The sequence below is a fragment of the Paenibacillus sp. MCAF9 genome (genome assembly GCF_052114265.1).
GTDB lineage: Bacteria > Bacillota > Bacilli > Paenibacillales > Paenibacillaceae > Pristimantibacillus.
The window spans coordinates 202,200-226,298 of the sequence record NZ_JBFREL010000003.1 but is presented as its reverse complement, the minus strand read 5'-3'; the positions used below and the strand labels follow the sequence as shown (position 1 = coordinate 226,298).

Sequence of the window (24,099 nt, the reverse complement as noted above, 5' to 3'; positions counted from 1 at the left end):
TGCAAAAAATGTCTCAGGAGCAGTGTATTCTGCTTTTGGGATATTTTTTTTGCAATCCGATATTTTATTTCTCTAAAGTCAGTGGGTTTGCAGTATGAATCATAACATTCTTGGATAGTTCAACATGGGATTCACCCTTAAACTTAAAAAGAAAGCGCTTTATATTAAACGAGTAAGAGGAGGAAATAATGTTGAGTCGATTTAAATTCAAGAAAGGTTGGTCCATTATTTTTGCATTGCTTGTGTTATTCCAAACGGCAGTCGGTACGAATACGACAGTTGCTGAGGCTCAGACGCCGGTTGCTGCTGTAAACAGCCAATCCTATGAGGCTGAGGCAGCCATTAATCAGCTTAGCGGTAAAGCAGAGGTTAAGGACTGCGAGCTTGCGGTGGGCTGCTCAGGCAATAAGCTGGTAGGCAGTCTGTGGGGAGGCTCTGCTTTGCAGTTCAACGCTGTGAATGTGGATACTAAAGGGATCTATACGATGACGGTGCATTATATATCGGGCGATCCGAGATCGTTAGCCGTCAGTGTGAACGGAGGCGGAACCGATCATTATGATTTGCCGAAAACGGCAGATTGGAGCACGCGAGGAACTTACGAGATCCAGCTGGAGCTTCATCAAGGCGAGAACGTCATTCGTTTCGATGATGAAGGCGGATACGCGCCGGATATTGACAAGATCGAGCTGAAATTGCTGAATGCTGGCCCGGGTACAGATCCGAATGAACCGCCAGCTGGAAGCGGGCAAGTGTATGAAGCGGAAGGACTGGACAATAAGCTAGCCGGAAATTCTGCTGTAAAATCCTGCAAAGCGGAAACGGAATGCTCCGGTGGAAAAAAGATAGGCGACATTTGGGGCGGATCAACGCTGCTTTTCCAAAAGGTTGCTGCAAAAGCAGAGGGGATCTATACCTTAAAGGTGAGCTATATTTCCGGCGATCCTCGTTCATTTTCCATTCGTGTGAACAATAACGAGAAAGAGACCTATTCCCCGCCTGCGACTGCGAACTGGGATACGGTTGGCGTGTTCAGTATTGAGGTACAGCTGCAAGCGGGCAGCAATACCATTTTATTTGATGATGACGGCGGATGGTCGCCGGATATTGATAAAATCGAGATCATCAGCTCGCAGGCACCGGGTGAAAATCCGGGTGATGTGGATGGGATCGGCAATATTGGCAAGCAAATCGATTCCAGCAAATTTGGCTCGATTAAAGTGGAGCAGCATAAGTCAGGCGTCACTTTATCAAACGGTGTCTACAAAATCATTTATAACACAGAGTCTGGACTTTCAGCGTTTGAATGGAACAACAAGACGATCGCCAAAGGGGTGTATAGCAGCATCCAATTGGACAAGCAGCTCGACAGCAAAAACTACGCTGAGCATTTGTTCTCTATGAAAAAAATCGAGAAAATAAATGACGGTCATGGCAAAGGCATTCGGGTAACGATTGAGAATCGTGAGTCCGGTCTGCCGACGATGAAGCAAATTTATCAAATCTATGAGCGTTTGCCTTATTTTCTAATTAGTCAACAAGTAACGGGTAAAGACATACTCAGCACAAATGATATGGCTCCTCTTGTCCTTAATGCCAAGGGTGGAATCGATATTGGAAGCTACTCGGATAATAGGGTGCTGGTCGCTCCGTTCGATAATGACGCGTGGTCTAGATATCAAGCGCGGACGATGAATACAAGTCTGAACAACAATAATTATGTCAGCTCAGAATTGACAGCTATTTATGATAATACTAGCCGAAATGGGTTGGTTATTGGTTCAGTCACACATGATAAATGGAAAACAGGAATCTATTGGAGCGGTTCTGATAATCGTTTAAATAAGCTCAAGGTATACGGCGGTTTCTCTTCCCCTACCTCGACGCATGATACGATTCCACATGGAAAGGTAACGGGAACGACGCTTACTTCACCGCAAATTCTCGTTGGTTACTATTCCGACTACCGCCATGGCCTTGAGAGCTTCGGCCAAGCGAACGCTGCAGTTGCTCCGCCGCTTGCATTTAAGCACGGTGTGCCAAAGGGTGTGCCTGTGGGCTGGAACAGCTGGGGCGCATATGAAAGTGATTTAAGCTACGATAAAGTAGTCGCTGTGTCTGATTTCTTCAAGAACAATTTGCAGAAAAATTCCTTCTCGAACAAAGGCAATGTTTATATTAATTTGGACTCCTATTGGGATAATCTGTCCGAGGAGCAGCTGAAGCAAGCAGTCAAGGTTATTAACAAAAACGGGCAAAAAGCCGGCATTTATTATGGCCCTTTTGTTTATTGGGGCGATAACATGAGTCAGGCCGTAGAGGGTACAGACGGGAAATACACGTATGGAGATATTATTTTGCGGGATCAAAGCGGCAGCCCGCTGCCGAAAGTAGACGGCGCCTACGCGATCGATCCGACTCATCCCGGCTCTAAGCAGCGGATTGAATATTATTTCAAACGGTTTCTTGATTACGGATATGAGTATATTAAAATCGATTTCCTAAGCCATGGCTCCTTCGAGGGCAAACATTTTGACCCTAATGTTCAAACAGGCATTCAGGCTTACAATCAAGGCATGGCTCATATCAATAAGGTGCTTGGCGGAAAAATGTTCATCAGCGCCTCTATTGCTCCTGTATTTCCGAGTCAATACGCCCACGCAAGACGGATCTCATGTGATATTGACGGCTCACTGAGCCGCACGGAATATCAGCTAAACAACCTTACCTATGGCTGGTGGCAGAATGGAACGATCTATTCGTATACCGATCCAGATTATATGACGCTTGTGAAAGGCGGTTCGTCTGATGCTGCGCAGTCTCGGGTCAATTCAGCGGCTATTTCCGGTACTGTATTTCTAAGCTCAGACGATGTCAGCAATCCGGCAGCACAAGAATTGATGAAGAAGCTGCTCACTAACAAGCAAGTGAATGAGGTTGCACTTAAAGGTCAGGCGTTCAAGCCAGTAGAGGGCAACACAGGTACAGGGGCTGCGGATACATTCATCATGCAAGAAGGGAAAGATTACTATCTTGCTGTATTTAATTATACGAATGCCTCTGTGTCGAAAACGGTAGATTTTGCGCGTGTTGGCATTTCATCGTCCTCCAAAGTAAAAATTACGGACCTATGGACGAATGCATCCAGTCAGGCAGCAGGTCAATTTAAGGTGGACTTGAATGGCGCGCAATCGAAGCTTTACAAAATTACCGTAAAATAAACCAGCAGCGCTGTGAAACTGAAAAATTCCTCAAGCAATATTGCTTGAGGGATTTTTTATTGTCTAGCATTTTAACGTCCAGGAATTCTTATCGTTACCGTCGTGCCAATTCCTAGCCTGCTGTAAATAGAGACGCCATAGGATTCGCCGTACAAAAGTTTAATTCGATTGTCGACGTTGCGAATGCCATAACCAGACAAGTTGTCGCTGCTAACCGGCAGCTCTTCTCCGCTATGGCCGCGCATATGCATGCCCATGCCGTCATCGATAACTTTGAGAATGATATCATGGCCGTCGCGATAAGCCTTTATCATAATGTTTATTCCGAGCGTGTCGTCCCAAATGGCATGGTTCATCGCGTTTTCAACGAATGGCTGCAGCGTTAGCTTTACGATTGGGCAGGGCAGTACGGATTCCTCGATTTGATAATGCACGCGAATGAGTTCGCCGAATCTCACCTGCTGAATGGCAACGTAGTAGCGGGTAAGCTGAATTTCTTCATGGATTGAAAGCTTGTTTTTCCCTTTGTTGAGCGAGATCCGGTAAAACTTCGCTAGATCTGTAACCATTTTGTTCATTCGCTGATCTGAATTTCGAATGGCAAGCGACGATATGGAGGCGAGTGTATTGTATAAAAAATGCGGATTAATTTGCGCTTGCAGCACATTCATCTCGGCTTCTCGCTTATCGATTTCTTTCTTGTATACGTCGGAAATTAAATTGCTGAGCCGCTGCGCCATCTTCCGCAGCACATTTCCGATTTGGCCAATTTCATCGCGTCCAAGCGGCCTCATGTCGAAGAGATCGAACTCCTCTCTTTCAATGCGCCGGATCATGCCGACTAAATAATCGACGCGTTTCGTAAATTGTCTGGCTGTGGCGTAGATGAACAGCGTCATAAGCCCAAAGCTGATTAACGCAAAAATTAAAATCCGCTTAGCTGTTTTATTCGCCTTGGTAAGGAAGCTGCTGTAAGGGACGAGCGAGATGCTTTTCCAACCGAATTTGGTCGTATTATAGACGACAAGCATTTTCTCTCCATTAAAGCTGCTGTCGAATCTTCCTTCTCTAGCGCTCGGAAATTTCTCCTTCACAAATTGATTAAGCGGACGATTTAACATGTTTTTGTCCTTAGCGGACATAATAAGGCCGCTATCATTAACGATTAATATCGTTTTCTCTGATGTCTCTTTCTCCATCAAACGGAAAATATCCGATTCCAAAATGTTGATGGTCAAAATTCCATAGGCATTGTCTAGATTGCTAATATTAAGCATGCGTGTCAGCGTAAACATGGAAGGCTGGTCAACAACAGGGGGCGTTGCTACAAACCGAACATTTCCGTAGCTATTAAGCAATGAGCGGTACGTAGTCGACCGTTTGAACGCATCATCCATTCGTTTAATGTAAATGCCGTCAGCTGGCAGCGAGTCGTTATTAATATAAATAGACATGGAATGAATATCTGGATTTGTAGTCAGCATATTCGAAAAGGTGTTATTAATGTATTGATAGGCATCAACAAACAGAGAGGGCTCCTCTGTATAGTTATTCGTTAAGTAAGCGCGCAGCGAATTGTTTAAATAAAGATTTGCTGAAAGCTTGGTGTACGTATCCAGCTTATTTTCTAAATTTGAATTGATTTGAGCAACAGACGCAACGGAGTTCGTGTACATTTGGTCAGAAAGCTCGCTCTTAATCGTCTGATAAGAATATAGAACAAAAAATACTAAAGGAATAATGGCCCCGAGTAAAAACATGACAAACAGCTTTTCTCTTAGCCGCAAATTGTTAAAAGGCCTCGTCAGCCAGCCTGTTACCTTTTTCATGCGCTCTCACTCCAGCCTATAGATACATTTTCCGAAACTCATTAGGTGTACTGCCTTTGTGCCTATGGAAGATGGAGCAAAAATAAGAGACGTTCTCATACCCGACGCTGTGAGCGACCTCACGCACCTTAAGGGATTTGTCCTTTAACAAGTCAGCTGCCCGGTTCATACGAACCTTCGTTATATAATCAAGAATCGTCTCACCCATTTTTTCTTTAAAAATGCTTCGAATATAGTTGGGTGATAAGTAGACCTCCTTGGCGATTTCCTCGACTGTAAGCGGCAAATGATACCGCTCGCTAATAAGCTTAACGATTTGGTCGGCTACGGCTTGATTGCGGTCAACATCTCTTTCGCTTAATGCCTTTCTTATTTCTTCGCAGAAGTGCAAGACATAAGCTTGAATCTGTGAGGATGAGCTCATCGACGAAATTTCCTTCCAATGGTCCACAAGCAGCAAGTCCTTGAGCGAGCCTGCAAGCAGCATGGAGAAATGCTGCTCTAATGCAGCCATTAGTCGAATAATGGCTCGGATAGTAAAATTTCGATGGATACGTTCTATGCGAATCGTTGAGAAGAGCGCTTCTAACTGCATGGTTACCTGCTTGGCGTCTCCTGACTGCAAGGCGGAAGCAAGCCGAGCTGCAAGCTGCTCGCCATCATCATCCGTTTGTTTGGTAGGCAATAAATCATCCGGCGTTATGACGGCTCCGCCGAGCCTGAAAAACTTCTCCTCATTGCAAGCTCGCGCCTGCAAGTAGGCATCCCAAATAAGATCAAACCCGATATGCGGCGCGGACAATCCTATCGTAATTTGTGTTCCGAAGGAGAGGGAGAGCTCCTCTCGGAACTTCTCCCAGAAATCTATTGTAGCTTTCGCGGCTCTCTGCTCATTGCGCCATTGAAAGAGAACGAATAAAGCATGCGGCTCGCTTTCAACAACAATAAAGGAATCGAGGTACTGCCGGGCAATAGTCCGCATGAGCTCCACTCTATCGGGAGAGGCTTCGCTTGCTGGCTGCGCCAAAATCGGGTAGTCTGCCGGCGCATCTATCGTTGCATAAAAGGCTGCAAACTCCCTGTTTGCACTGAAATCAGATGAGCTCAGCTCCCATTTCCGAATCCAATCCTTTCGCTTCTCTTCATGCGGCTCGCGTATAATACGGGTCATCCATTTTTCACGCAGCCATTCTCCGCCCTGATCTGATAACTGTTCCTCCTCGCATTTTTTCTTTACCTTCTCAATTAACGCGATCAGCTCCTCCATATCTATCGGTTTTAACAAGTAGCCAGTCGCCTCAATATTCAGCGCTGCCTTAATATACTGAAACTCGTTATGTCCGCTCAAAAATATGATTTTTACGTTCTTATCGATTTGCTTTGCCCTTCTTCCGAATTCCAGCCCGTCCATAATGGGCATGCGGACATCTGTCAAAATAATGTCAGGCTTTAATTCAGCCAGCTTGCTAAGCGCTTCCTTGCCATTTCGCGCCGTCCCCGCGACCGTAATGCCGATTTTGTCCCATGGCACATAATGCTCCATCGTTTCGAGCTCAATGGCTTCATCATCCACTATCAAAATGCTGTACACGCTTGTTCCCACCTTTTATCATGTATCTGTTTTTGAATGTTTATTTAGTTTATCTGCAATACCGCATTTCAACAATGGAGCATGTGGAAGTGTGTCGTTTTGCGTTACAAATCGGTAAATGCTTGTATAGAATGGGCAGGGCGGCCGACCTATAATGAAGTCACTAAGCAACGCAAGATTGGCAGGAGGTTATTAAATGGAATCCATAATGAAAGCGGAATCAAGTAAATCTGTTCCACCCCAAAAGAAGCGCAGCATTGGAAATTCAAATGTATGGGGCAGATTGAAGGAACAGCGGCTGTTATTTGTGCTCATGCTTCCGGCTTTAATCGTCACACTCATATTTTCTTACGTTCCCATGTTTGGCTTATACATGGCATTCATTAATTACTCGCCAGGCGGAGGATCATTTTTTGGACAGTTCTTTACAACAGAGTTTGTAGGGCTGGAGTGGTTTAACTACTTCTTTACGAATGGCGACTTCGTCAGAGTAATGCGCAATACGCTGGCACAAAGCTTTCTATCTCTGTTATTCGGATTCCCAATGCCGATTATTCTTGCCTTAATGATTAATGAAATGCGCAATGGCTGGTTCAAACGGACGTTTCAAACGGTTTCTTACATGCCTCATTTTATTTCGTGGGTCATTGCCGCAAATATTATTATCACGGTACTTTCTTCAAGCGGTGTCATCAACAATTTGTTGACGGGGCTTGGAATCATCGATGAGCCGATTCAGTTCATGCAAAATGGTCCGCTGTTCTGGTGGATTATCGCTTTCTCCAACACATGGAAGGACATGGGCTTTAACGCCATTATGTATTTGGCCGCTATCTCAGCTATTAACCCGGAGCTGTACGAGGTGGCGAAGGTAGACGGGGCAAGCCGATTAAAGCAAATGCTGCACATCACGCTGCCGTCTATTAAACCGACCATTATCATTCTTGCCATTTTAGCAGTAGGCGGAATATTGAACGCAGGTTTTGATCAGCAATTTTTGATGCAAAATAATACGGTGCTCCAATATTCGGAAGTTATTGACACGTACACGTACAAATATGGTTTGCAAAACGGAATGTTCTCTTACGGAGCAGCTGTTGGATTATTCAAATCGGTCGTCGCGTTTATCCTTGTTCTAAGCGTCAATAAGATGGCCAAAAAAATGAATGAACAGTCGTTGTTCTAGGACAAACAAGAAAAGGAGAACACTTCATGGCAAAATTTAAAAATGATTTTCTGTTTATGTCGATCGTCTACTTATTCATCATCGCGGTTTTTATCGTAACCTTTTATCCTTTCTGGAACATATTTATCATTTCGTTCAATAGTGCTGAAGATACGCTGCGAGGAAATCTGTATTTGTGGCCAAGAGACTTCAGCTTAGCCAGCTATAAGCAAATTTTATCCGATAGCGAGATTTGGACGGCCATTAAAGTTACGGCGCTGCGGACGCTAATCGGAACGCCACTCGCGGTTATTGTCATTAGTATGCTTTCCTATTCGCTAAGTAAACGCGAGCTCGTTGGAAATCGGTTCTGGTCACTGTATTTTGTGTTCACGATGTATTTTGGCGGCGGACTCATTCCTTATTACATGGTGCTCAAAAGCTTGCATCTCATTGACAGCTTTATGGTGTTTATTTTACCGGGCATGATGAACGTCTTTTATATGATTATTGTTCGAACCTTCATGCAGCAGCTTCCGCAGGAGCTGGATGAATCAGCAAAAATAGACGGCGCTAATTACATGCAAATTTTCTTCAAAATTATACTGCCGCTAACGACACCAGTGCTCGCGACGATCGGCATGTTTACGGCCATTGGCCACTGGAACGCTTGGTTCGATTCCTACGTGTTCACGTATAACTCTGATCTTAAGACGCTTCAGGCCGTGCTTGTAAAAATCTTGAATCAGTATCAAACCAGCTCCATGGTTGGCGACGCGCAGCAGCTCGCTGATGCTTCGAAACGACTGGCCGTGTCTCCGGATACGATTCGGATGGCGGCAACTATGGTAGCAACGCTTCCGATATTAATGGTTTATCCATTTTTACAAAAATATTTTGTTAAAGGCATGACCCTTGGTGCAGTAAAAAGCTAATGAAGCGGGAACTTTGTTGGAGGTGATGCCGATCAGGCTTAAGTAGGGATAAAAATGTACTATAATAGAATCACTTAAGAGGGGGATTTATACTATGCGTACTAAAAAATGGATCGTATTATTTTTAAGCATGATCGTTGTCATTTCCGTATTATCAGCTTGCGGCTCCAATAATGCTAAAGAAAACGGCAACTCGAGCGCTGGCGAGAATAGCGCTGGAAATGACAAGTCTAACGAACCACTGACCATAACCTTTTTCGATAAAAATACGGGAGATAAATTCAGCAACGCGGTAGCGGCAGAAATTACGAAGCGGACAGGAATTACAGTAGAAATTCAGCAGCCAACCGGCAATCCAGCGGAGAAGCTGAATCTGATGCTTGCAAGTGATGATCTGCCGGATCTCATCATGTTTGAGAGAAGCAGTGATTTGGTTAACAAATACATTGAGTCGGGTGCTATCATTCCACTAAATGATTTGATTGAAAAAAACGGCCCGGATGTAGCAAAAATGTATGGCGATGTGCTTAACAAAACGCGTTATAAAGACGGTAAAAACTATTACCTTTCCAACTGGTATGGGTTTGAGAATGAGCCCGTATTTGGCTTCAATATGCGTAAAGATATTTTGAAGGAGCTGGCTCCTGATAAAGCAGAAGGCGGAGTGCCTTTCACGGAAACTGAATTCAAGCAGCTATTGCTTGATTTTAAAGCGAAATATCCTACGATGGACGGTAGAGAAACAATCGCTCTATCGATGGATGGAGAGAACTTTGGCGGTACACTAGGCACTTTCAAAGGTATGTTCGGTATGCTGCCTTTCTACGATGAGAATGGTGAGCTGAAGTTTGATGTGAAAGACCCGCAATACCGCAAAATGATTATGTACATGAATGATTTGTACAGGACAGGCCTGATCGATAAGGAATGGGCGATTAACAAAAAGCAAGCTTGGGAACAAAAATTGGCGACAGGTTCTGTGTTTGCTTCAACAGGCGCGTACTGGGATGCTGGAGGAGCAAACACGATTCTGAAGAAGGATCGTGGTGAAGAATCACAGCTGTTCCCTTACAAGGTTGTAGCAGATGGCGTAGATCCTACAAAAACGACATACGGCGGACGCAGCTCACTTGGCTGGGATGCGATTACGATTACGAAGAAAAATAAAAACCCGGAACGCACGATGAAATTTATGAACTTCCTCGCGAGCGAAGAAGGTCAATATTTGCTGATGTGGGGAATTGAAGGCCAGCACTGGGATATGAAGGATGGCAAGCATACGCCGCGTCCAGAAGTGCTGCAAAGCTTTAAAGACGATTGGAATGCCTATACAAAGGAATCAGGCATTCGCAAATGGACTTGGTTTATCAAAAACGGCAATGGTTCCGACGGAACACCTTATGACTTAGCGGGCCGCTTCGAACGCGGCGCTGTCGATAAGATGGCACTCAAAAACTTGTCTGACTCGGTGTATGACTCCGTACTCTTCGATGGTCTTGGACCGCAGGGAGGAACGCCTGAAGCACTGAATGAGCAGAAGGTTAATGATATTGTGAAGCAGGGGCTGACGAAAGCGATTATGGCGAAGTCACCTGAAGATGCAAACAGCATTTTTGATAAAATGCTTAGTGACATGAAAGCTGCTGGAGATGCAAAGGTTGAAGCGATTTATACAACCAATTACAAAAATCGTGTTGAGCTTTGGAAATAAACATAATGCAAGCATGATGGAGGCCGGCGCTGCCGGCCTTCTTCCATTATAAAAGAGGAGCGGATGAGAGATGAAGATTGGGCAATTCGAGCTGGAGCAGCGCATGGAGGAATATGTTGTTGATAACGGAGTCATTCAGGCAATCGTACATTTGACGGATGGGCATGTATCGCTGAAGTGGAGCAGCGGCGCGGCGCTGGTTGGCCTTTATGCCGAAGCGCGTTATGGTTTGGAGCAGCTTCGCTCTACTTTTTACAGCAAGCATGTTGTAAACGAAACGTCTACCCACGCCATTGAGGATGGGTTTGGCAAAGGAGTGCACTGGAGCTTTGAGCATGAAGAGCTTGGCAAGCCATCAATGCGTCAGCATTTCCGTATGTACGAGCAGCTGCCTTATTTGTTGATGGAGCTTGAAGTGGAAAGCGAGCTCGAATGGGAGACGAATGAAATCACGCCGCTAGCCGCATATTTAAATGATGGAAGTATTGCACAATTTGGAGCAGATGCAGGTGCCAGCGAGGAAATCAGGGCGTTATTCGTTCCATTCGATAATGACAAATGGGTTCGTTTTGCCTCACATGCTATTCCTTGCAGTGTACACAGCTATGAGACAACCGCCATTTATCGTGCGCAAAGCAGAAACGGATTTGTTATTGGATCAGTCACACATGATATTTGGAAAACAGGCGTAGTTGTAGAAGGGACGTTCCCTGAGGATCTGGGCAGGCTGCGCGTTTATGGCGGAGCCGCTGATATGCAGACGAGAGATACGGTTGCACACGGAACAATTCGCGGTAAAAGCATTGTATCTCCGACGATTTTTGTCGGTGCGTTCTCGGATTACCGCGATGGGCTTGAAGTGTATGGCAAGGCGAATGCCGTATTGACACCAGCACTTCCTTGGGAAGGCGGCGTACCGATGGGCTGGAACAGCTGGTCAGCCGTCATGGGGAAGCTTGATTATGATGTGTATACGTATACATCTGATTTCTTCTCCAGACATTTGCAGCAAAACAGCTTTGCTGACGATCAGGGAAGCCTTTACGTCAACTTCGACTCCTTCTGGGACAATTTATCGGAAGAGCAGCTAAAGGACGCACTAAGACGGGTAAAGGCGAACGGTCAAAAGCCGGGCACTTATTATACGCCATTCGCTTTCTGGGGCAACGATCCGGATACGCCAGTAGAAGGAACAGATGGGGCAGTGCTTTACCGTGAGATTTTGATCAAGGATACAGCTGGACAGCCGCTGCCGAAGCTGGATGGCGCATTTGCGATAGATCCATCGCATCCAGTCGCGCTGGAGCGAATTAGAAAAAGGCTGGAGAGCTTTGTAGAGCAGGGCTTTGATTATGTTAAGCTGGATTTTCTGACGCATGGCGCAATGGAAGGCGTTTTCTATGACCCCGATATAAGAACAGGAATACAGGCTTACAACAAAGGTATGGCTTGTGTACGTGAGACACTGAATCCTGAGAAAATTGGCAGACCGTTCTTAATTAATTTGTCTATTGCTCCGTTATTTCCGCATGGCTATGCACACAGCCGCCGTGTATCCTGCGATGCATTCGGAACGATCAATGATACCGAATATATGCTTAACGCGTTAACGTACGGCTGGTGGATTAACGATAGCTTGTACCGTTTCAACGATCCCGATCATGTTGTTCTCTACAAAAGCGACAACCAGCGTGCGATTAGCGAGCATGAAGGGAGAAGCCGTTTGAACAGTGCGGTGATTGCAGGTACCTCGCTTCTGCTCGGCGATGATTACCGAATGGAGGAGGCAGCGCGGCGAGCCAAGGAATGGATGACAAATCCAGAAATTATGGCGTTAGCTAAACGAGGTGTAACCTTCCGTCCGGTTGAGTGCAGCAGCGGGAACAAAAGTGAAAATCTGTTCATGCTGCGTGCAGAGGAAGGGACTTATGTCGCTGCTTTTAATTTCGAAGTGGAGAAGGAAAGCTTGTTGCACGCATCATTTGCAAGAATGGGCATAGATTCCTCTAAGGGGATAGTCGTTCGGGATTTGTGGAGTGGACAGGAGGGTCAAGCCGTGACAGCGGGTGACGGACATCGTATTGAGCTGGCACCATCGGAGTCTAAGCTGCTTCTCTATGTACAGGCGCAATAGCGACTAAAATGGATTAATAGCAAGTAAAATGCAGGAAACGAGCTATTTAATACGAAAGCTAAGAAAAATATGACAAAATCGGTTACTTTTTCATCGTTTTCGCGTATTATCCCCTATAGCCATATAAAAGACGCTTGGAAGGGGAGATTTCTTTGAGCTTTACAGATCAAAATCAGAACCTAGGCGAGAATCACAGTATGAGCGGTCGAAGGCCGCCAGAGCTAAAGCCAAGTACGGTTAAAAAAATCGTATTCGGTATCGTCGCCGCAGTTATCGTCATTTATTTAGGAACAACCTCCTTTTACACAGTACAGGAGCAGGAACGGGCAGCCATTTTAACCTTTGGCAAGTATTCGAATGAAACTTCAGCAGGTTTGCATTTTAAATGGCCTTATCCGATTCAAGATGTCAAAATTGTAAAAGCGGAGCTGACACAGCGGATTCATATCGGTTATCGTCAAGTGGGCTCTGAAGCCATTCCAAATGATGATGAAGCGATGATGATCACGGGTGATGAAAACATCGTTTCCGCGGATGCGGTTGTACAATGGAAGATAAGCAACATTCATGATTACTTATACAATATTTCCGATGCGGAGCAGTTTCTGCGAAATGCAGCAAGCTCCTCGATTCGTGCAGTAATCGGCTCGGAGAAGCTTGATTACGCCATTACTGACGGTAAGACAGTCATCCAAGACAAGGTTCGGGAGAAGCTGATTGAGCTGCAGTCCAAGTACAAAACCGGCATACAAATCATTGACATTAAGTTCCAGGATATCGAGCCGCCAAGCGGTCAAGTGGCTGAGGCCTTCCGTGAGGTAACGAATGCTCGCGAGGAGAAAAACACAAAAATTAATAACGCTGCGAAGTACGAGAATGACCGTATTCCGAAAGCGCGCGGTGAGGCGCAGGCGCTTCTTGAAAATGCCGAAGGACAGAAGAAATCTCGGATTCTGAACGCCGAGGGTGACGTTGCCAAGTTTAATGCAATATTCGGCGAGTACAAAAAAAATCCGAATGTTACCCAAAGTCGTTTGGTGCTGGAAACGCTTGAAAAAATATTGCCGAACGCGAAAATCTTTATTACGAATTCGAACAGCGATACCGTAAATTATTTGCCGCTAAATGAATTGCTGCGCAGCGGCAGCGGCAGCGGCAGCACAACGACTCCGCCGGTAACTACGCCGCCGCCAGTCGCAGAAGCTCCGCAAGGAGGTGACGCACAATGAAAAGAAACCAATGGTTAACAATTATAGTTGTGCTGGTTGTTGTCATATTGGGCTCAGGCTCGATGTATATCGTGAAGGAAGGCGAATATAAGGTTGTGCTTCGATTTGGTGAAGCGATGAGAGCTGTGCCAGAGCCGGGCCTTAAATTTAAGCTTCCGTTTATTGAGAACGTATCGACGCTGCCGAAATATCAAATGACATATGAAAGCACGCCGACGACGATTCTAACGAAGGATCAGAAGCCGATCGTAGTAGACAATTATACGGTATGGCGCATCACGAATGCTTCACAGTTTTTAAGAACGGTGCAGTCGGTCAGCGGCGGTATACAGCGGATCGATGAGGCCGTGTACAACTCTGTTCGCCGTAAGCTATCAGAGGTCAACTACGATAATATCATTAGTGAGAACACAGCGCGCGGCAATATTAACGATGAGATTACGAAGGATGTTGTGTCGGCGTTGACTCGTGATAATTATGGTATTGAAGTTATCGATGTTCGCATTAAACGTACCGATTTGCCGGAAGAAAACAAGCAAAGCGTATACAACCGGATGATTTCGGATCGTCAATCGATCGCAGCACGCTACTTGTCCGAAGGTGATGAGGAGTCGCGAAAAATTACTTCCAAAGCGGATCGTACAGCTACGGAGCTATTAGCGCAAGCGCAGGCTGATGCCAAAAAAATCGTCGCTGAGGGCGAGCGTGAAGCAGCCGTTATTTATAACAAAGCATACGGCAGCGACCCGCAGTTCTACAATTTCTATCGGACTTTGGAGAGCTATGCAACGACGTTGAAAAACGAGCCAGTCATTATGATGCCAATCGATTCGCCTTATGCAAAAATACTATTAGGTCAATAACCGGAAATCCCCTTCGCCTCGGCGTTGGGGATTTCTTTTTGTAAAGGCCAGCTAACGGCATTTTGAGAGAAAACTCGAAATGCTGTTTTTTTGTATAGAAAAGGCTATCAAACCTGCATAAATATTGCATTTGTACTGCTTGTAGTATACTTCAAATCCTTTAAAGTTAAAGAGGTAATATCTTATAAAGCGATTTTCATTGCCATAAATGACAGCGCTTTATTTGGTTCGTGTTTGACGCAGGGGATCGATAACAGGGATGAAGGGGTGAACCAATTGAGTAGAAGAAGCAGTAAAAAGGGTATTAGTATTTTTGTAATGTTTTGTATCGTATTGGGTCTGTTTACAGGTGTTCATAGGCCTGTAGTTTATGCAGCAGGCACGCCGATTATTGTGCCAAACGGAAGCTTTGAGAGTGATCTTGCTTCGTGGAATACATCGTTTACACCGGCTGAAGGAACGACGCCGATTACGATTCAGGGAAGCTGGATTCCAACCGGAGGCGGTACCAAACGATTGGATTATTGGAGCGCGTCAGCTTATACGGCTAACACGCATCAGACTATTACTGGTTTGAAAAATGGTTCCTACACGTTATCCGCATGGGTAGAGCGCGGAGCAGGATTTAATGAGAGCTATATGTATGCCAAAGACACGGGACTTGCTGAAGTAAAAGTAAATGTGCCGGAGAGCGGCACATGGGTACAAATCAGCATGCCATTAGTCGTTGCAAACAACCAGCTGACATTGGGTTTCTATGCGGATGGCAATGCAAACAACTTTATGGGCGTTGATTTGATTACGCTCGTCTTGGATGAAGCTGCTCCGGCAAGAGCTCTTGAAAATACGAGCTTTGAGCAGGATTTAACAGGATGGGAGACGAGCTTTGGACCAGAAGGCAGCGAGACGCCTATCTCTATTAAAGATTGGACTCCTGCGAATGGCGGCACGAAGCGTCTGAGCTACTGGAGCGCTAACGCTTATACAGCGGATACGTTTCAGACCGCAACGGGGCTGGAGAACGGTACCTATACGTTATCGGCTTGGGTTGCAAGAGGCGACGGCTTTACACAAAGCTATATGTACGCGAAAAACACGGGAAGAGCAGAGGTGAAGGTGAATATTCCGGTCAGCTCATCCTCGTGGACCAAAATTAGTTTACCAGTCGTTATTGAAAATAATCAGGTTACGATCGGCTTTTATGCAGACGGAGCTGCAGACAAATGGCTTGGTGTCGATCTGATTTCACTGGTTAAAGAAGAGGAAGCCCAGCTGGAGCCTGTTGGCGTAGCGATTGGCAATCAGGGCTTCGAAGCGGAAGAACCAGCTCAGGTCATTAGCTCCTGGTCAGAGGAAGGCGATATGGACGCTTCCTATACGGAAGCACCGGGCTATTTAAGCAGCTATGGCTTAACGCATTATTCTGATCACGATTATAAGGTGACTACCTCCCAGACGATGACGGGACTAGAGAACGGGTATTACACGCTGACAGCATGGGCGCAAAATGGCGGTGGTCAGCATGCGAGCTACATATTCGCCCGTGACCATGGCACCTCGGAGGCGAGAGCTGCGGTACCGATCGGCAGCACATGGACAAAGGTGTATTTGCGCGGCATACAGGTTACGAATGGAACAGCGACGATCGGTTTATTCTCAGATGCAAAAGCAGGCAACTGGACGAAGCTTGATTTTGTCGAGCTGGTGAAGGATAACCAGCCGTACAAATTTCTCAAAGGCGGCGATGTCTCAGAGCTTACTTATGTAGAATCGCAAGGCGGCAAATTTTACGACAGCAAAGGGAATGAGAAGGATTTATTTCAGCTGTTGAAAGAAAACGGCCACGATATCGTGCGTCTGCGCGTCTATAATGAGCCGGGCAAAGGCCATGGCGACGGCAGCTATTACCGACCAGCAGGCATTATGGATAAGGCGGACATTCTGAAGCTTGCCAAACGCGCAAAAGCTGCTGGTTTGCAAATTCAATTGTCTTTCCACTATAGCGATTACTGGACGAACGGCGCTACGCATAATATCCCTAACGCATGGCAAACGGCGATTAAGGATTTGGCAGACGATGCTGCAAAGGTGACTAAGCTGGAGGAGCTTTTGCGTGCATATACGCTAGACGTTATGGAAGCAATGGTAGACCAAGGCACGACGCCGGAGTTCGTGTCGTTAGGCAATGAAATGCAATCGGGTATTTTGTTCCCTTATGGCAGAGCATCTGGAGGGAGCTGGGCTAATCTAGCAAGATTCCTTAAAGCTGGAGCGGAAGAGGTTAAGAAGGCTTCTCCGACCTCAAAGGTCATTCTGCATCTGGATGACGCAGGCAATACTAGCAAATATGAAAACTTTTTTAATGAGATAGAGGCAAGAGAGGTCCCTTATGATATTATCGGACCGTCCTATTATCCGTTCTGGACGGATGACACGATTGAACAAATCGTTGCGTTTTGTAATTATTTCAGCAAAAAATATGATAAAGATATTATGATTATGGAGACTGGATATAACTGGAATCCTACGCTGCCAAATGGCACAATTGGCCAGCTAAACGATAATGGTCCATATCCAGCAGATACGAGCTCACCTCAAGGGCAAAAAGAATTTATGATTAATTTATTCAACGGTCTGAAGAGTGTAGATAATGGCAGAGTTATCGGCGATCTATATTGGGACCCGATTATGATTGCTGTGCCGGGTGTAGGCTGGGCAATTAAAGAAATTGACGATCAACCCGATTTGAATGTGGTGTCAAATACGACTTTGTTTGATTTTGATGGCAAAGCATTGCCCGCTCATGATGCCTACAAGCAAAATACGGAAGGGTCGACGCTTGGACATATTTCGGGTGTTGTGCGAGGCGCGCTTGGCAAGAGCATCGCTCATGCGACGATAGCTGTTGATGTAAATGGTACGATGTTGACGACAAAATCGGATGCAGCTGGGAACTATTTCATTCCGGATTTGCCAATCGGCCAAGTCTATGCGATTACAGCTGCAAAAAGCGGCTATGAAGGCGGAAATATTTCAGTTAAACTCATGGAACCGGGAGCTTTCACGTCGAATCAGAATATTGCATTGATCGGCGGCGCTATTACGGGAACCGTTAAGGATCAAAACGATAACGCGGTTATTGATGCGAAGGTAAGTACGATTATTGATGGCGTTGTATACAGCGTAGTTACGGATAGCACAGGCCAGTATACGCTTGCAGATTTGCCTGCTGCTACAAATGTGACCGTGACGGCTGCTAAAGAAGGATATGTTAGCGAGGGAGCTGCCCATGCTTCGGTAGCAATTGGGTCGACGACTTCGTCGATTGATTTATCTTTAGCATTAAATTCAGGCACGATAACAGGTACAATCATTGGAAGTGACAAAGCACCAATCGATAAAGCGCAGGTTAGCGTTGCTGCAGCAGGAAGAGTGTATTCCGCATTGACCAATGCAGCTGGTGAATATCGACTAGTGAACATTCCTGCGGGAATCAACTATAAGGTTATTGCTATAAAATCAGGTTATTTAAATGCAGAGTCATCCCTTATATCGGTTAAAGTTGGCGAAACGACTAGTGATGTTCATTTGACGCTATTGAATAATCTTGGGGCGATAACAGGTATCGTATTAGACAGCTCATACTCGCCTGTTGAAGATGCGACGGTCATTGCAGTTAAGGGTGAGAAAACCTATACCGCAAAGACGAATGCAGCGGGACAATATGTACTTGCTGATGTATTAGGCGGCAATGGTTACTCCGTTTCGGCAAGCAAAGAAGGATATTTAAACGGCTCGGCCTCAGCGGTTGATGTTACGACTCGTCAGACAACAAAAGCAGGCAACATCATTTTAGCTGCGAAAATACCGTTAATAAATGCTGGTTTTGAGCAGCAGGGTGCCGATAAATACACGCTTCCAGGATGGAACATAACGGGAACAGCTAATGCAACCTTTGCTTCGAAAGATAATCCTAAGGATGGAAGTTATGTACTAAATCTTTGGCATGCGGGAGCCTATGAATCGGATGCTAATCAGACGATTACAGGGCTAAAAAACGGTTATTATACGGTTTCCGCATGGTTCTATAATGGCGGTGAGCAGAAGGAATATTATATGTACGCCAAGGACTCGAACGGTGAACTGGCACGTCTAAATATTCCGAAAACGAATGCGATGACACAATTCAGCATGGTTGTGAAGGTAGAGCGCGGGGAGCTGACGTTTGGCTTCTATGCAAACGCCAATGCAGGAAACTGGGCTTTAGTTGATGCGGTTGCAGTAGGTTTTCTAGGTGAAGGAACCGGTGCGATCAGCGGTGAAGTGCAGGATGCAGCGGGCAACAAGCTGGCGGATGCTGCCGTAAAAACTGTCATTAAAGGAGTAGAATATGCGGCGGTTTCGAGTGCTGCAGGTGAATTCACCTTGTCAGATATACCGCAAGGATCGGGTTATTCTATTGCTGTGAGTAAAGCAGGCTATATCACGAGCTCAGTAACTGAGGTGGCTGTTACCGATAAGCAGGTGACATCTGGAGTAACGATTGTGCTGGCAGCAGAAGCGGGACCGTCACCAACACCGACGACACCAGTGGATCCAGAACCAACACCGACGACACCAGTGGATCCAGAACCAACACCAACGACGCCGGTGGAGCCAACACCGACACCGGCCACACCGGTGACACCGCAGCCTACACAAACAGTGCAGGCGGTGAATGTTGATTTGAGGCAAGGGCTGAAGAATGATAAGGATCATTCAATCACAGTAACCGCGATGCCGACAACGGGAGCTTTAGGCATCATTGCGAATATGGCTGCAAAGCAGATGACAGAGTTAGCAAATGAAGGACTGCAAGCGGTTATTTTCAAAACTGGCTTTGCAACGATCTCGTTCGCACCTGACCTGTTCAAGGATGTAATCAACCCAGCATCAAACAACGTACAATTTTCAGCTGATAAAGTGGATGCTTCAGCCTTATCCAATGAAGTGAAGAAGGCTGTAGGCGACCATACGGTTTATGATTTTAATCTTACCGTCGATGGGGTGAAAGTTCCTCATTTTGATAAGAACAAGGTCATAATCGAACTTCCGTATACGTTGCGTCAAGGAGAAGAGTCTCATAACGTTGTTATTTTTTACATCAACGAGGATGGTAAGCTGGAAATAGTGAAAAACGCGATATATGATACTGCGAAGGCGACAATCACTTTTAGTCCATCGCATTTCAGTAAATATGCAGCGGTTTATAAGGCTGTTTCATTTACCGATCTAGCTAAGGCCGGATGGGCACAGCAGAGTATCGAGTTCCTTGCGGCAAGAGGCATCATAAGCGGATTTGAGGATCAAACCTTTAAGCCGACAGATGCCGTAACAAGAGGACAATTTCTGCAAATGTTAATGGGGATTTTGGATACAGCAGCTAAGGGAGATGGACCAGGCTTCTCGGATGTTAAAGAAGGAGCATGGTATGCAGAAGCGATCATAAACGCTCAAAAGCTCGGTATTGTGAAGGGCAAAGATGATGGCAGCTTCGGTGTGCATGATGTCATAAGCCGTGAGGAAATGGCTGTTATGATGTACCGTGCTGTAAAAGCAGTCAACGTAAAGCTGAGTAATCTAACAAACGTCGAAGCTTTTGCTGATCAAGCGCAAATAGCTGATTATGCCGCAGAAGCTATTCAACAGATGCAGCAAGCCGGTTTAGTCAGCGGAGTCGGGCAGGGTGTATTTGCACCGAAAGGCCATGCGACAAGAGCACAGGCTGCTGTTATTTTAGAAAGATTGTTTCAAATGATGTATTCTGCCCATTAAATAGTTAGACAACAAACAGGGTATATCCTTAGACGGATATGCCCTGTTTGTATTAAAAAACCATTTGTACGTTCACTCAACATGCCTAATTATGCGTATGGTTTAAAAAGCAACCAATATGTTGTGAATATGCCCTGTATGGCGTGGAATCGGTTTGATACGATAGCAAAGAACGATTACGAATGAAATCGGAGGTATATGATGCATTTTTCTTTTGAGACAAACGAGCGGGCTGACTGGAGCTTGTTTTCTAACGGCAATCAAGTCGCAGAGGGCATCCAGCAGGATCATCCGTCGTCTACTGAGTATCTCATGCTTCAACATACCGCTTCTTATTGCTCAGCGGCGTCTAGGGCTATTGAAAAGCTTGAGAACGGCTATTATACATTGACAGCATTGACGCAAAACAGCGGAGGGCAACAAACCTGCTATATTTTCGCGGAGGCTGTAACTGGTGAGACTCGGATAACAAGCCTTCCAGTATCATCGGAGTGGATACCTGTTATTATACGAGGCATAGAAGTAAGGGATGGAAAGTGCACCATTGGTCTCTTTACCGAAGGGAACGGCGGGGACTGGTGTAAGGTAAAGTCATTTGAACTTGTGAAAAGTGATGAGTCCTATGAGCTGCTGAAGGGCGGGGACATCTCCGAGATGCCGCGGATTGAGGAAAATGGCGGTATTTATAAAGATAATCATGAACCGATGGACGGCCTTGAAATATTGAAAGCTTACGGGCATAACATCGTTCGGATTCGACTATATAATGATCCTGGAAACAAAGACTACTGGCCTTCGAATCAGCTGGACGCTAGAGGTTATCAGAACGAGGAAAGAACGCTCGCTTTAGTAAAAAGAGCGAAGGACATGGGATTCCAAATTCAATTCTCTTTCCATTACAGTGATTACTGGACAAATGGTTTGGCTCAGCATAAGCCACATAACTGGGAAGGACTTTCTTTTGCGGAGCTGAGAGAAGCTTTATATCAATATACACGAGCCTTTATGACGCGTTTGGTCGAACAAGGCACAGCTCCTGAGTTTGTATCGCTTGGCAATGAAATACAAGGCGGCATGTGTTATCCCGATGGTGCTATTGCGAATTGGCCGCAGCTGGCTGAGCTTCTAAAGGCAGGTTATCAAGCGGTGAAGGAAGTATCTGAAACGAGCAAGGTCGTTATTCATTTAGACGGCGCGACGGAGGATGAGAAATACGAGCAGTTTTTTGGCAATTGCGAGCGGTATAGCGTTCCCTATGACATTATCGGACCATCCTATTATCCGTTCTGGACACAGGCATCGGTTCAGCAGCTAGTGGCCTTTTGCAATAAGCTGGTTGCCAGATTTGATAAGGATATTTTGCTCATGGAAGCGGGTTTTAACTGGAGCGCGGTTACGGGGGCTGGCATGCGCGGTCAGCTTGAGAACAATGGGCCCGAGCCGTACGAGAGTACGCCAGAAGGTCAACGTGATTTCATGTATTCTCTGATGAACGGCATTAAGCAGGTAGATGGGGGAAGATGCCTTGGCGTGCTCTACTGGGACCCCGTCATGATTTATGTACCAGGTGTAGGCTGGCAGAAGGACGCTCCTAATGTAGTTGATAACACGACGCTGTTTGATTTTGAAGGAAACGCGCTGCCCTCCATGCTTGCGTACAAATATAACAATTAACGTAACGTAAGAACTGGGATGTCGGAGTGAAAACCGATATTCTGGTTCTTTTTTTGAAAGAATAGAAATGTTGTGCGATAAAGTAGTTGTAAAAACATAACATACATTTCGATTTTACGGGTTGAATTGAATGGAATGTCCACGTATGGTGAAGAGGAAGAAAATGATTTTTAAGCAGCAGCCCAAATGACATCCAGCAGAGGTGCAAAGCAATATGCCTAAAATTAATTTATTTACTAAAATCGTCGCTCTAATCATCATTATGCTGGTTCCGATTATGCTGCTCTATTTCTACTCTAATAAGACTAGCACTGACATTCTTGGCGAGGAGCTTAACAAGTCGAACACGAATCAGCTCCTATTCTTTCAGAATCAAGTCAATACAAGCATCGATTCGATGGCCCTTTGGCCTGACTTATTGATACAGGACCCCGATATTTCGTCGCTTCGCGATATTTTTACGGAAATGCCGGAGCTGAGTCTGAGTATGATTACTTTGATCAAAAGAATTCAAACGAAGCTGGCCATTCAGCAAAATTCATCGAAATGGCGAAGCAGCCTTCATATCTATTCACCGATTCTCCATAGAGATATTTCGGATAATGACGTTGTGCTGTATGACGACGCCGATTTGAAAAAAAGATTAAAGCCCGGCTGGCAAGTGAAGGCCGCTGAAAATAATGAATTTGTTTTCTCTCGTTATGCGGTAACACCGTATTCCAGTTACCTGGACCCAAGCAGCTCGAACCTGGTCATTGAGGTGCAGTTCGACAGCTCGAACATTAAAGATATGCTGGACAAGTTCAAGAGCGATGGCCGCCGAGAGCCCTTTTATTATTTGGAAGGCGTCGGCGTTATTTATAATCGCTCGGCAGATAAGGAACTGACGAACAACGTAATCCATTTGTTGAAGCAGCAGCCGCTTCAGGACTTGGAAAGCCGTACGATCGATTTGGGCGGGGAAAAATATTTGGTCAATATTGTGAAGTCAGAAACGATTGGTTGGCATTTGATCGATTATATTCCGATTTCCGAAATCATTCGACCTATTCAAAAGACTAATCAATTATTTTATGTATCTTTGGCAGGCTTATTGCTGTTATGCTGCATCGCTGCTTATCTTTTATATGCGCAGGTACAGGTTCCTATTAAGCATCTCATCGTTGGGTTTCAGAAGCTGAAAAATGGTGATTATTCGGTTCGAATGAAGCCGCGCGGCAGGAGCGAGTTTGGTTTTCTTTATACGCGCTTCAACTTAATGGTCGCTCAAATTCAAGAGCTGTTCGAAACGGTATATTTGGAAAAAATTCATGTGCGGGAAGCACGTTTGAAACAGCTGCAATCACAAATTAATCCGCATTTCTTCTATAATTGCTTCTCGTTCATCTCGAGTATGGCCAAGCTTGAAAAGAATGAAGCAGTCGTTGCCATGTCGCATCATTTGTCCAACTATTACCGTTATACGACAAGGCAGGAACGCGATCTTGTTGCGATGTCAGAGGAAATTAATTTTGTAACCAGCTATTTGGAAATTCAAAAAATGCGCATGCCGCGACTGGAGTATTCGATCAGCTTGCCTGCGGATATGCGCCATCTTGAAATTCCGCCGCTGATGCTGCAGCCGCTCGTTGAGAATGCAGTTATTCATGGTATTGAGGCATGGACGGATGCATCTATTATTCAAATAACGGGAGAGTGGCATGAAGAAGGAGCACGGCTTGTCGTAGAGGATGACGGCAAGGGGATGAGCATGGAGGATATTCTTATTCTTCAGCACAAAATGCAAAACCAAATGGATGAGCAAATGGGCTGCGGGCTATGGAATGTGCATCAGCGCATGCACTTAAGATTTCGCGGATCAGCAGGGGTTAGCTTCTCATCCTCAAATCTTGGAGGTCTAAAAGTCACGATTACTTGGTCACCAAGCTAGATA

The 24,099-nt window shown here is 45.5% G+C and carries 12 protein-coding genes; 10 read left to right on the top strand and 2 right to left on the bottom strand.

The features are described 5' to 3' along the window. Nucleotides 1-188 precede the first annotated feature (188 nt). Nucleotides 189-3,221 (top strand): carbohydrate-binding protein, encoded by a 3,033-nt coding sequence (locus AB4Z45_RS06475; protein WP_441908387.1) that lies wholly within the window; start codon nucleotides 189-191, stop codon nucleotides 3,219-3,221. A gap of 71 nt (nucleotides 3,222-3,292) precedes the next feature. On the opposite strand, the gene AB4Z45_RS06470 is transcribed toward AB4Z45_RS06475, so the two are convergent. Next, nucleotides 3,293-5,050, bottom strand: coding sequence for a sensor histidine kinase (locus AB4Z45_RS06470; protein WP_430059808.1), 1,758 nt, complete (start codon nucleotides 5,048-5,050; stop codon nucleotides 3,293-3,295). 16 nt (nucleotides 5,051-5,066) lie between these two features. Further along, nucleotides 5,067-6,641: a response regulator transcription factor gene (locus tag AB4Z45_RS06465; protein WP_441908386.1), complete on the bottom strand. Its 1,575-nt coding sequence runs from the start codon at nucleotides 6,639-6,641 to the stop codon at nucleotides 5,067-5,069. Between the two features lie 196 nt (nucleotides 6,642-6,837). Between AB4Z45_RS06465 and AB4Z45_RS06460 the strand changes: the two genes are divergently transcribed. The 9 genes from AB4Z45_RS06460 (at nucleotide 6,838) to AB4Z45_RS06420 (ending at nucleotide 24,096) form a co-directional block, all read left to right on the top strand. Further along, nucleotides 6,838-7,827 (top strand): ABC transporter permease, encoded by a 990-nt coding sequence (locus AB4Z45_RS06460; protein WP_339204553.1) that lies wholly within the window; start codon nucleotides 6,838-6,840, stop codon nucleotides 7,825-7,827. A gap of 26 nt (nucleotides 7,828-7,853) precedes the next feature. Next, a complete protein-coding gene (locus tag AB4Z45_RS06455) occupies nucleotides 7,854-8,741 on the top strand; it encodes a carbohydrate ABC transporter permease (protein ID WP_441908385.1) in 888 nt (295 codons plus the stop codon). A gap of 94 nt (nucleotides 8,742-8,835) precedes the next feature. After that, nucleotides 8,836-10,452: an ABC transporter substrate-binding protein gene (locus AB4Z45_RS06450; protein WP_441908384.1), complete on the top strand. Its 1,617-nt coding sequence runs from the start codon at nucleotides 8,836-8,838 to the stop codon at nucleotides 10,450-10,452. Nucleotides 10,453-10,522: 70 nt separating this feature from the next. Then, on the top strand, nucleotides 10,523-12,586 hold the full coding sequence (locus AB4Z45_RS06445) for an alpha-galactosidase (protein ID WP_441908383.1): 2,064 nt from the start codon (nucleotides 10,523-10,525) through the stop codon (nucleotides 12,584-12,586). Nucleotides 12,587-12,738: 152 nt separating this feature from the next. Then, on the top strand, nucleotides 12,739-13,815 hold the full coding sequence (gene hflK / locus AB4Z45_RS06440; protein WP_441908382.1) for an FtsH protease activity modulator HflK: 1,077 nt from the start codon (nucleotides 12,739-12,741) through the stop codon (nucleotides 13,813-13,815). Next, the gene (gene hflC, locus AB4Z45_RS06435) at nucleotides 13,812-14,678 is read left to right on the top strand and encodes a protease modulator HflC (protein ID WP_076267445.1); all 867 of its coding nucleotides are present in this window, start codon (nucleotides 13,812-13,814) and stop codon (nucleotides 14,676-14,678) included. Before hflK ends, hflC begins: the two co-directional genes overlap by 4 nt. Before the next feature lie 276 nt (nucleotides 14,679-14,954). Beyond that, nucleotides 14,955-20,492 carry a glycosyl hydrolase 53 family protein gene (locus AB4Z45_RS06430; protein ID WP_441908381.1) on the top strand — a complete coding sequence of 1,846 codons (5,538 nt, stop codon included), beginning with the start codon at nucleotides 14,955-14,957 and terminating at the stop codon, nucleotides 20,490-20,492. Between the two features lie 198 nt (nucleotides 20,493-20,690). Further along, complete coding sequence (locus AB4Z45_RS06425; protein ID WP_441908380.1) at nucleotides 20,691-22,166, top strand: glycoside hydrolase family 53 protein; 1,476 nt, start codon at nucleotides 20,691-20,693, stop codon at nucleotides 22,164-22,166. A gap of 214 nt (nucleotides 22,167-22,380) precedes the next feature. Continuing rightward, nucleotides 22,381-24,096: a sensor histidine kinase gene (locus tag AB4Z45_RS06420; RefSeq protein WP_441908379.1), complete on the top strand. Its 1,716-nt coding sequence runs from the start codon at nucleotides 22,381-22,383 to the stop codon at nucleotides 24,094-24,096. Nucleotides 24,097-24,099 lie beyond the last annotated feature (3 nt).

Bases quoted from the DNA above. Each gene is read 5' to 3' on its own strand.
- AB4Z45_RS06455 (WP_441908385.1), top strand. From the start codon at position 7,854: ATGGCAAAATTTAAAAATGATTTTCTGTTTATGTCGATCGTCTACTTA.
- AB4Z45_RS06425 (WP_441908380.1), top strand. From the start codon at position 20,691: ATGATGCATTTTTCTTTTGAGACAAACGAGCGGGCTGACTGGAGCTTG.
- hflC (WP_076267445.1), top strand. From the start codon at position 13,812: ATGAAAAGAAACCAATGGTTAACAATTATAGTTGTGCTGGTTGTTGTC.
- AB4Z45_RS06420 (WP_441908379.1), top strand. From the start codon at position 22,381: ATGCCTAAAATTAATTTATTTACTAAAATCGTCGCTCTAATCATCATT.
- AB4Z45_RS06475 (WP_441908387.1), top strand. From the start codon at position 189: ATGTTGAGTCGATTTAAATTCAAGAAAGGTTGGTCCATTATTTTTGCA.
- AB4Z45_RS06450 (WP_441908384.1), top strand. From the start codon at position 8,836: ATGCGTACTAAAAAATGGATCGTATTATTTTTAAGCATGATCGTTGTC.
- AB4Z45_RS06470 (WP_430059808.1), bottom strand. From the start codon at position 5,050: ATGAAAAAGGTAACAGGCTGGCTGACGAGGCCTTTTAACAATTTGCGG.
- AB4Z45_RS06445 (WP_441908383.1), top strand. From the start codon at position 10,523: ATGAAGATTGGGCAATTCGAGCTGGAGCAGCGCATGGAGGAATATGTT.
- AB4Z45_RS06460 (WP_339204553.1), top strand. From the start codon at position 6,838: ATGGAATCCATAATGAAAGCGGAATCAAGTAAATCTGTTCCACCCCAA.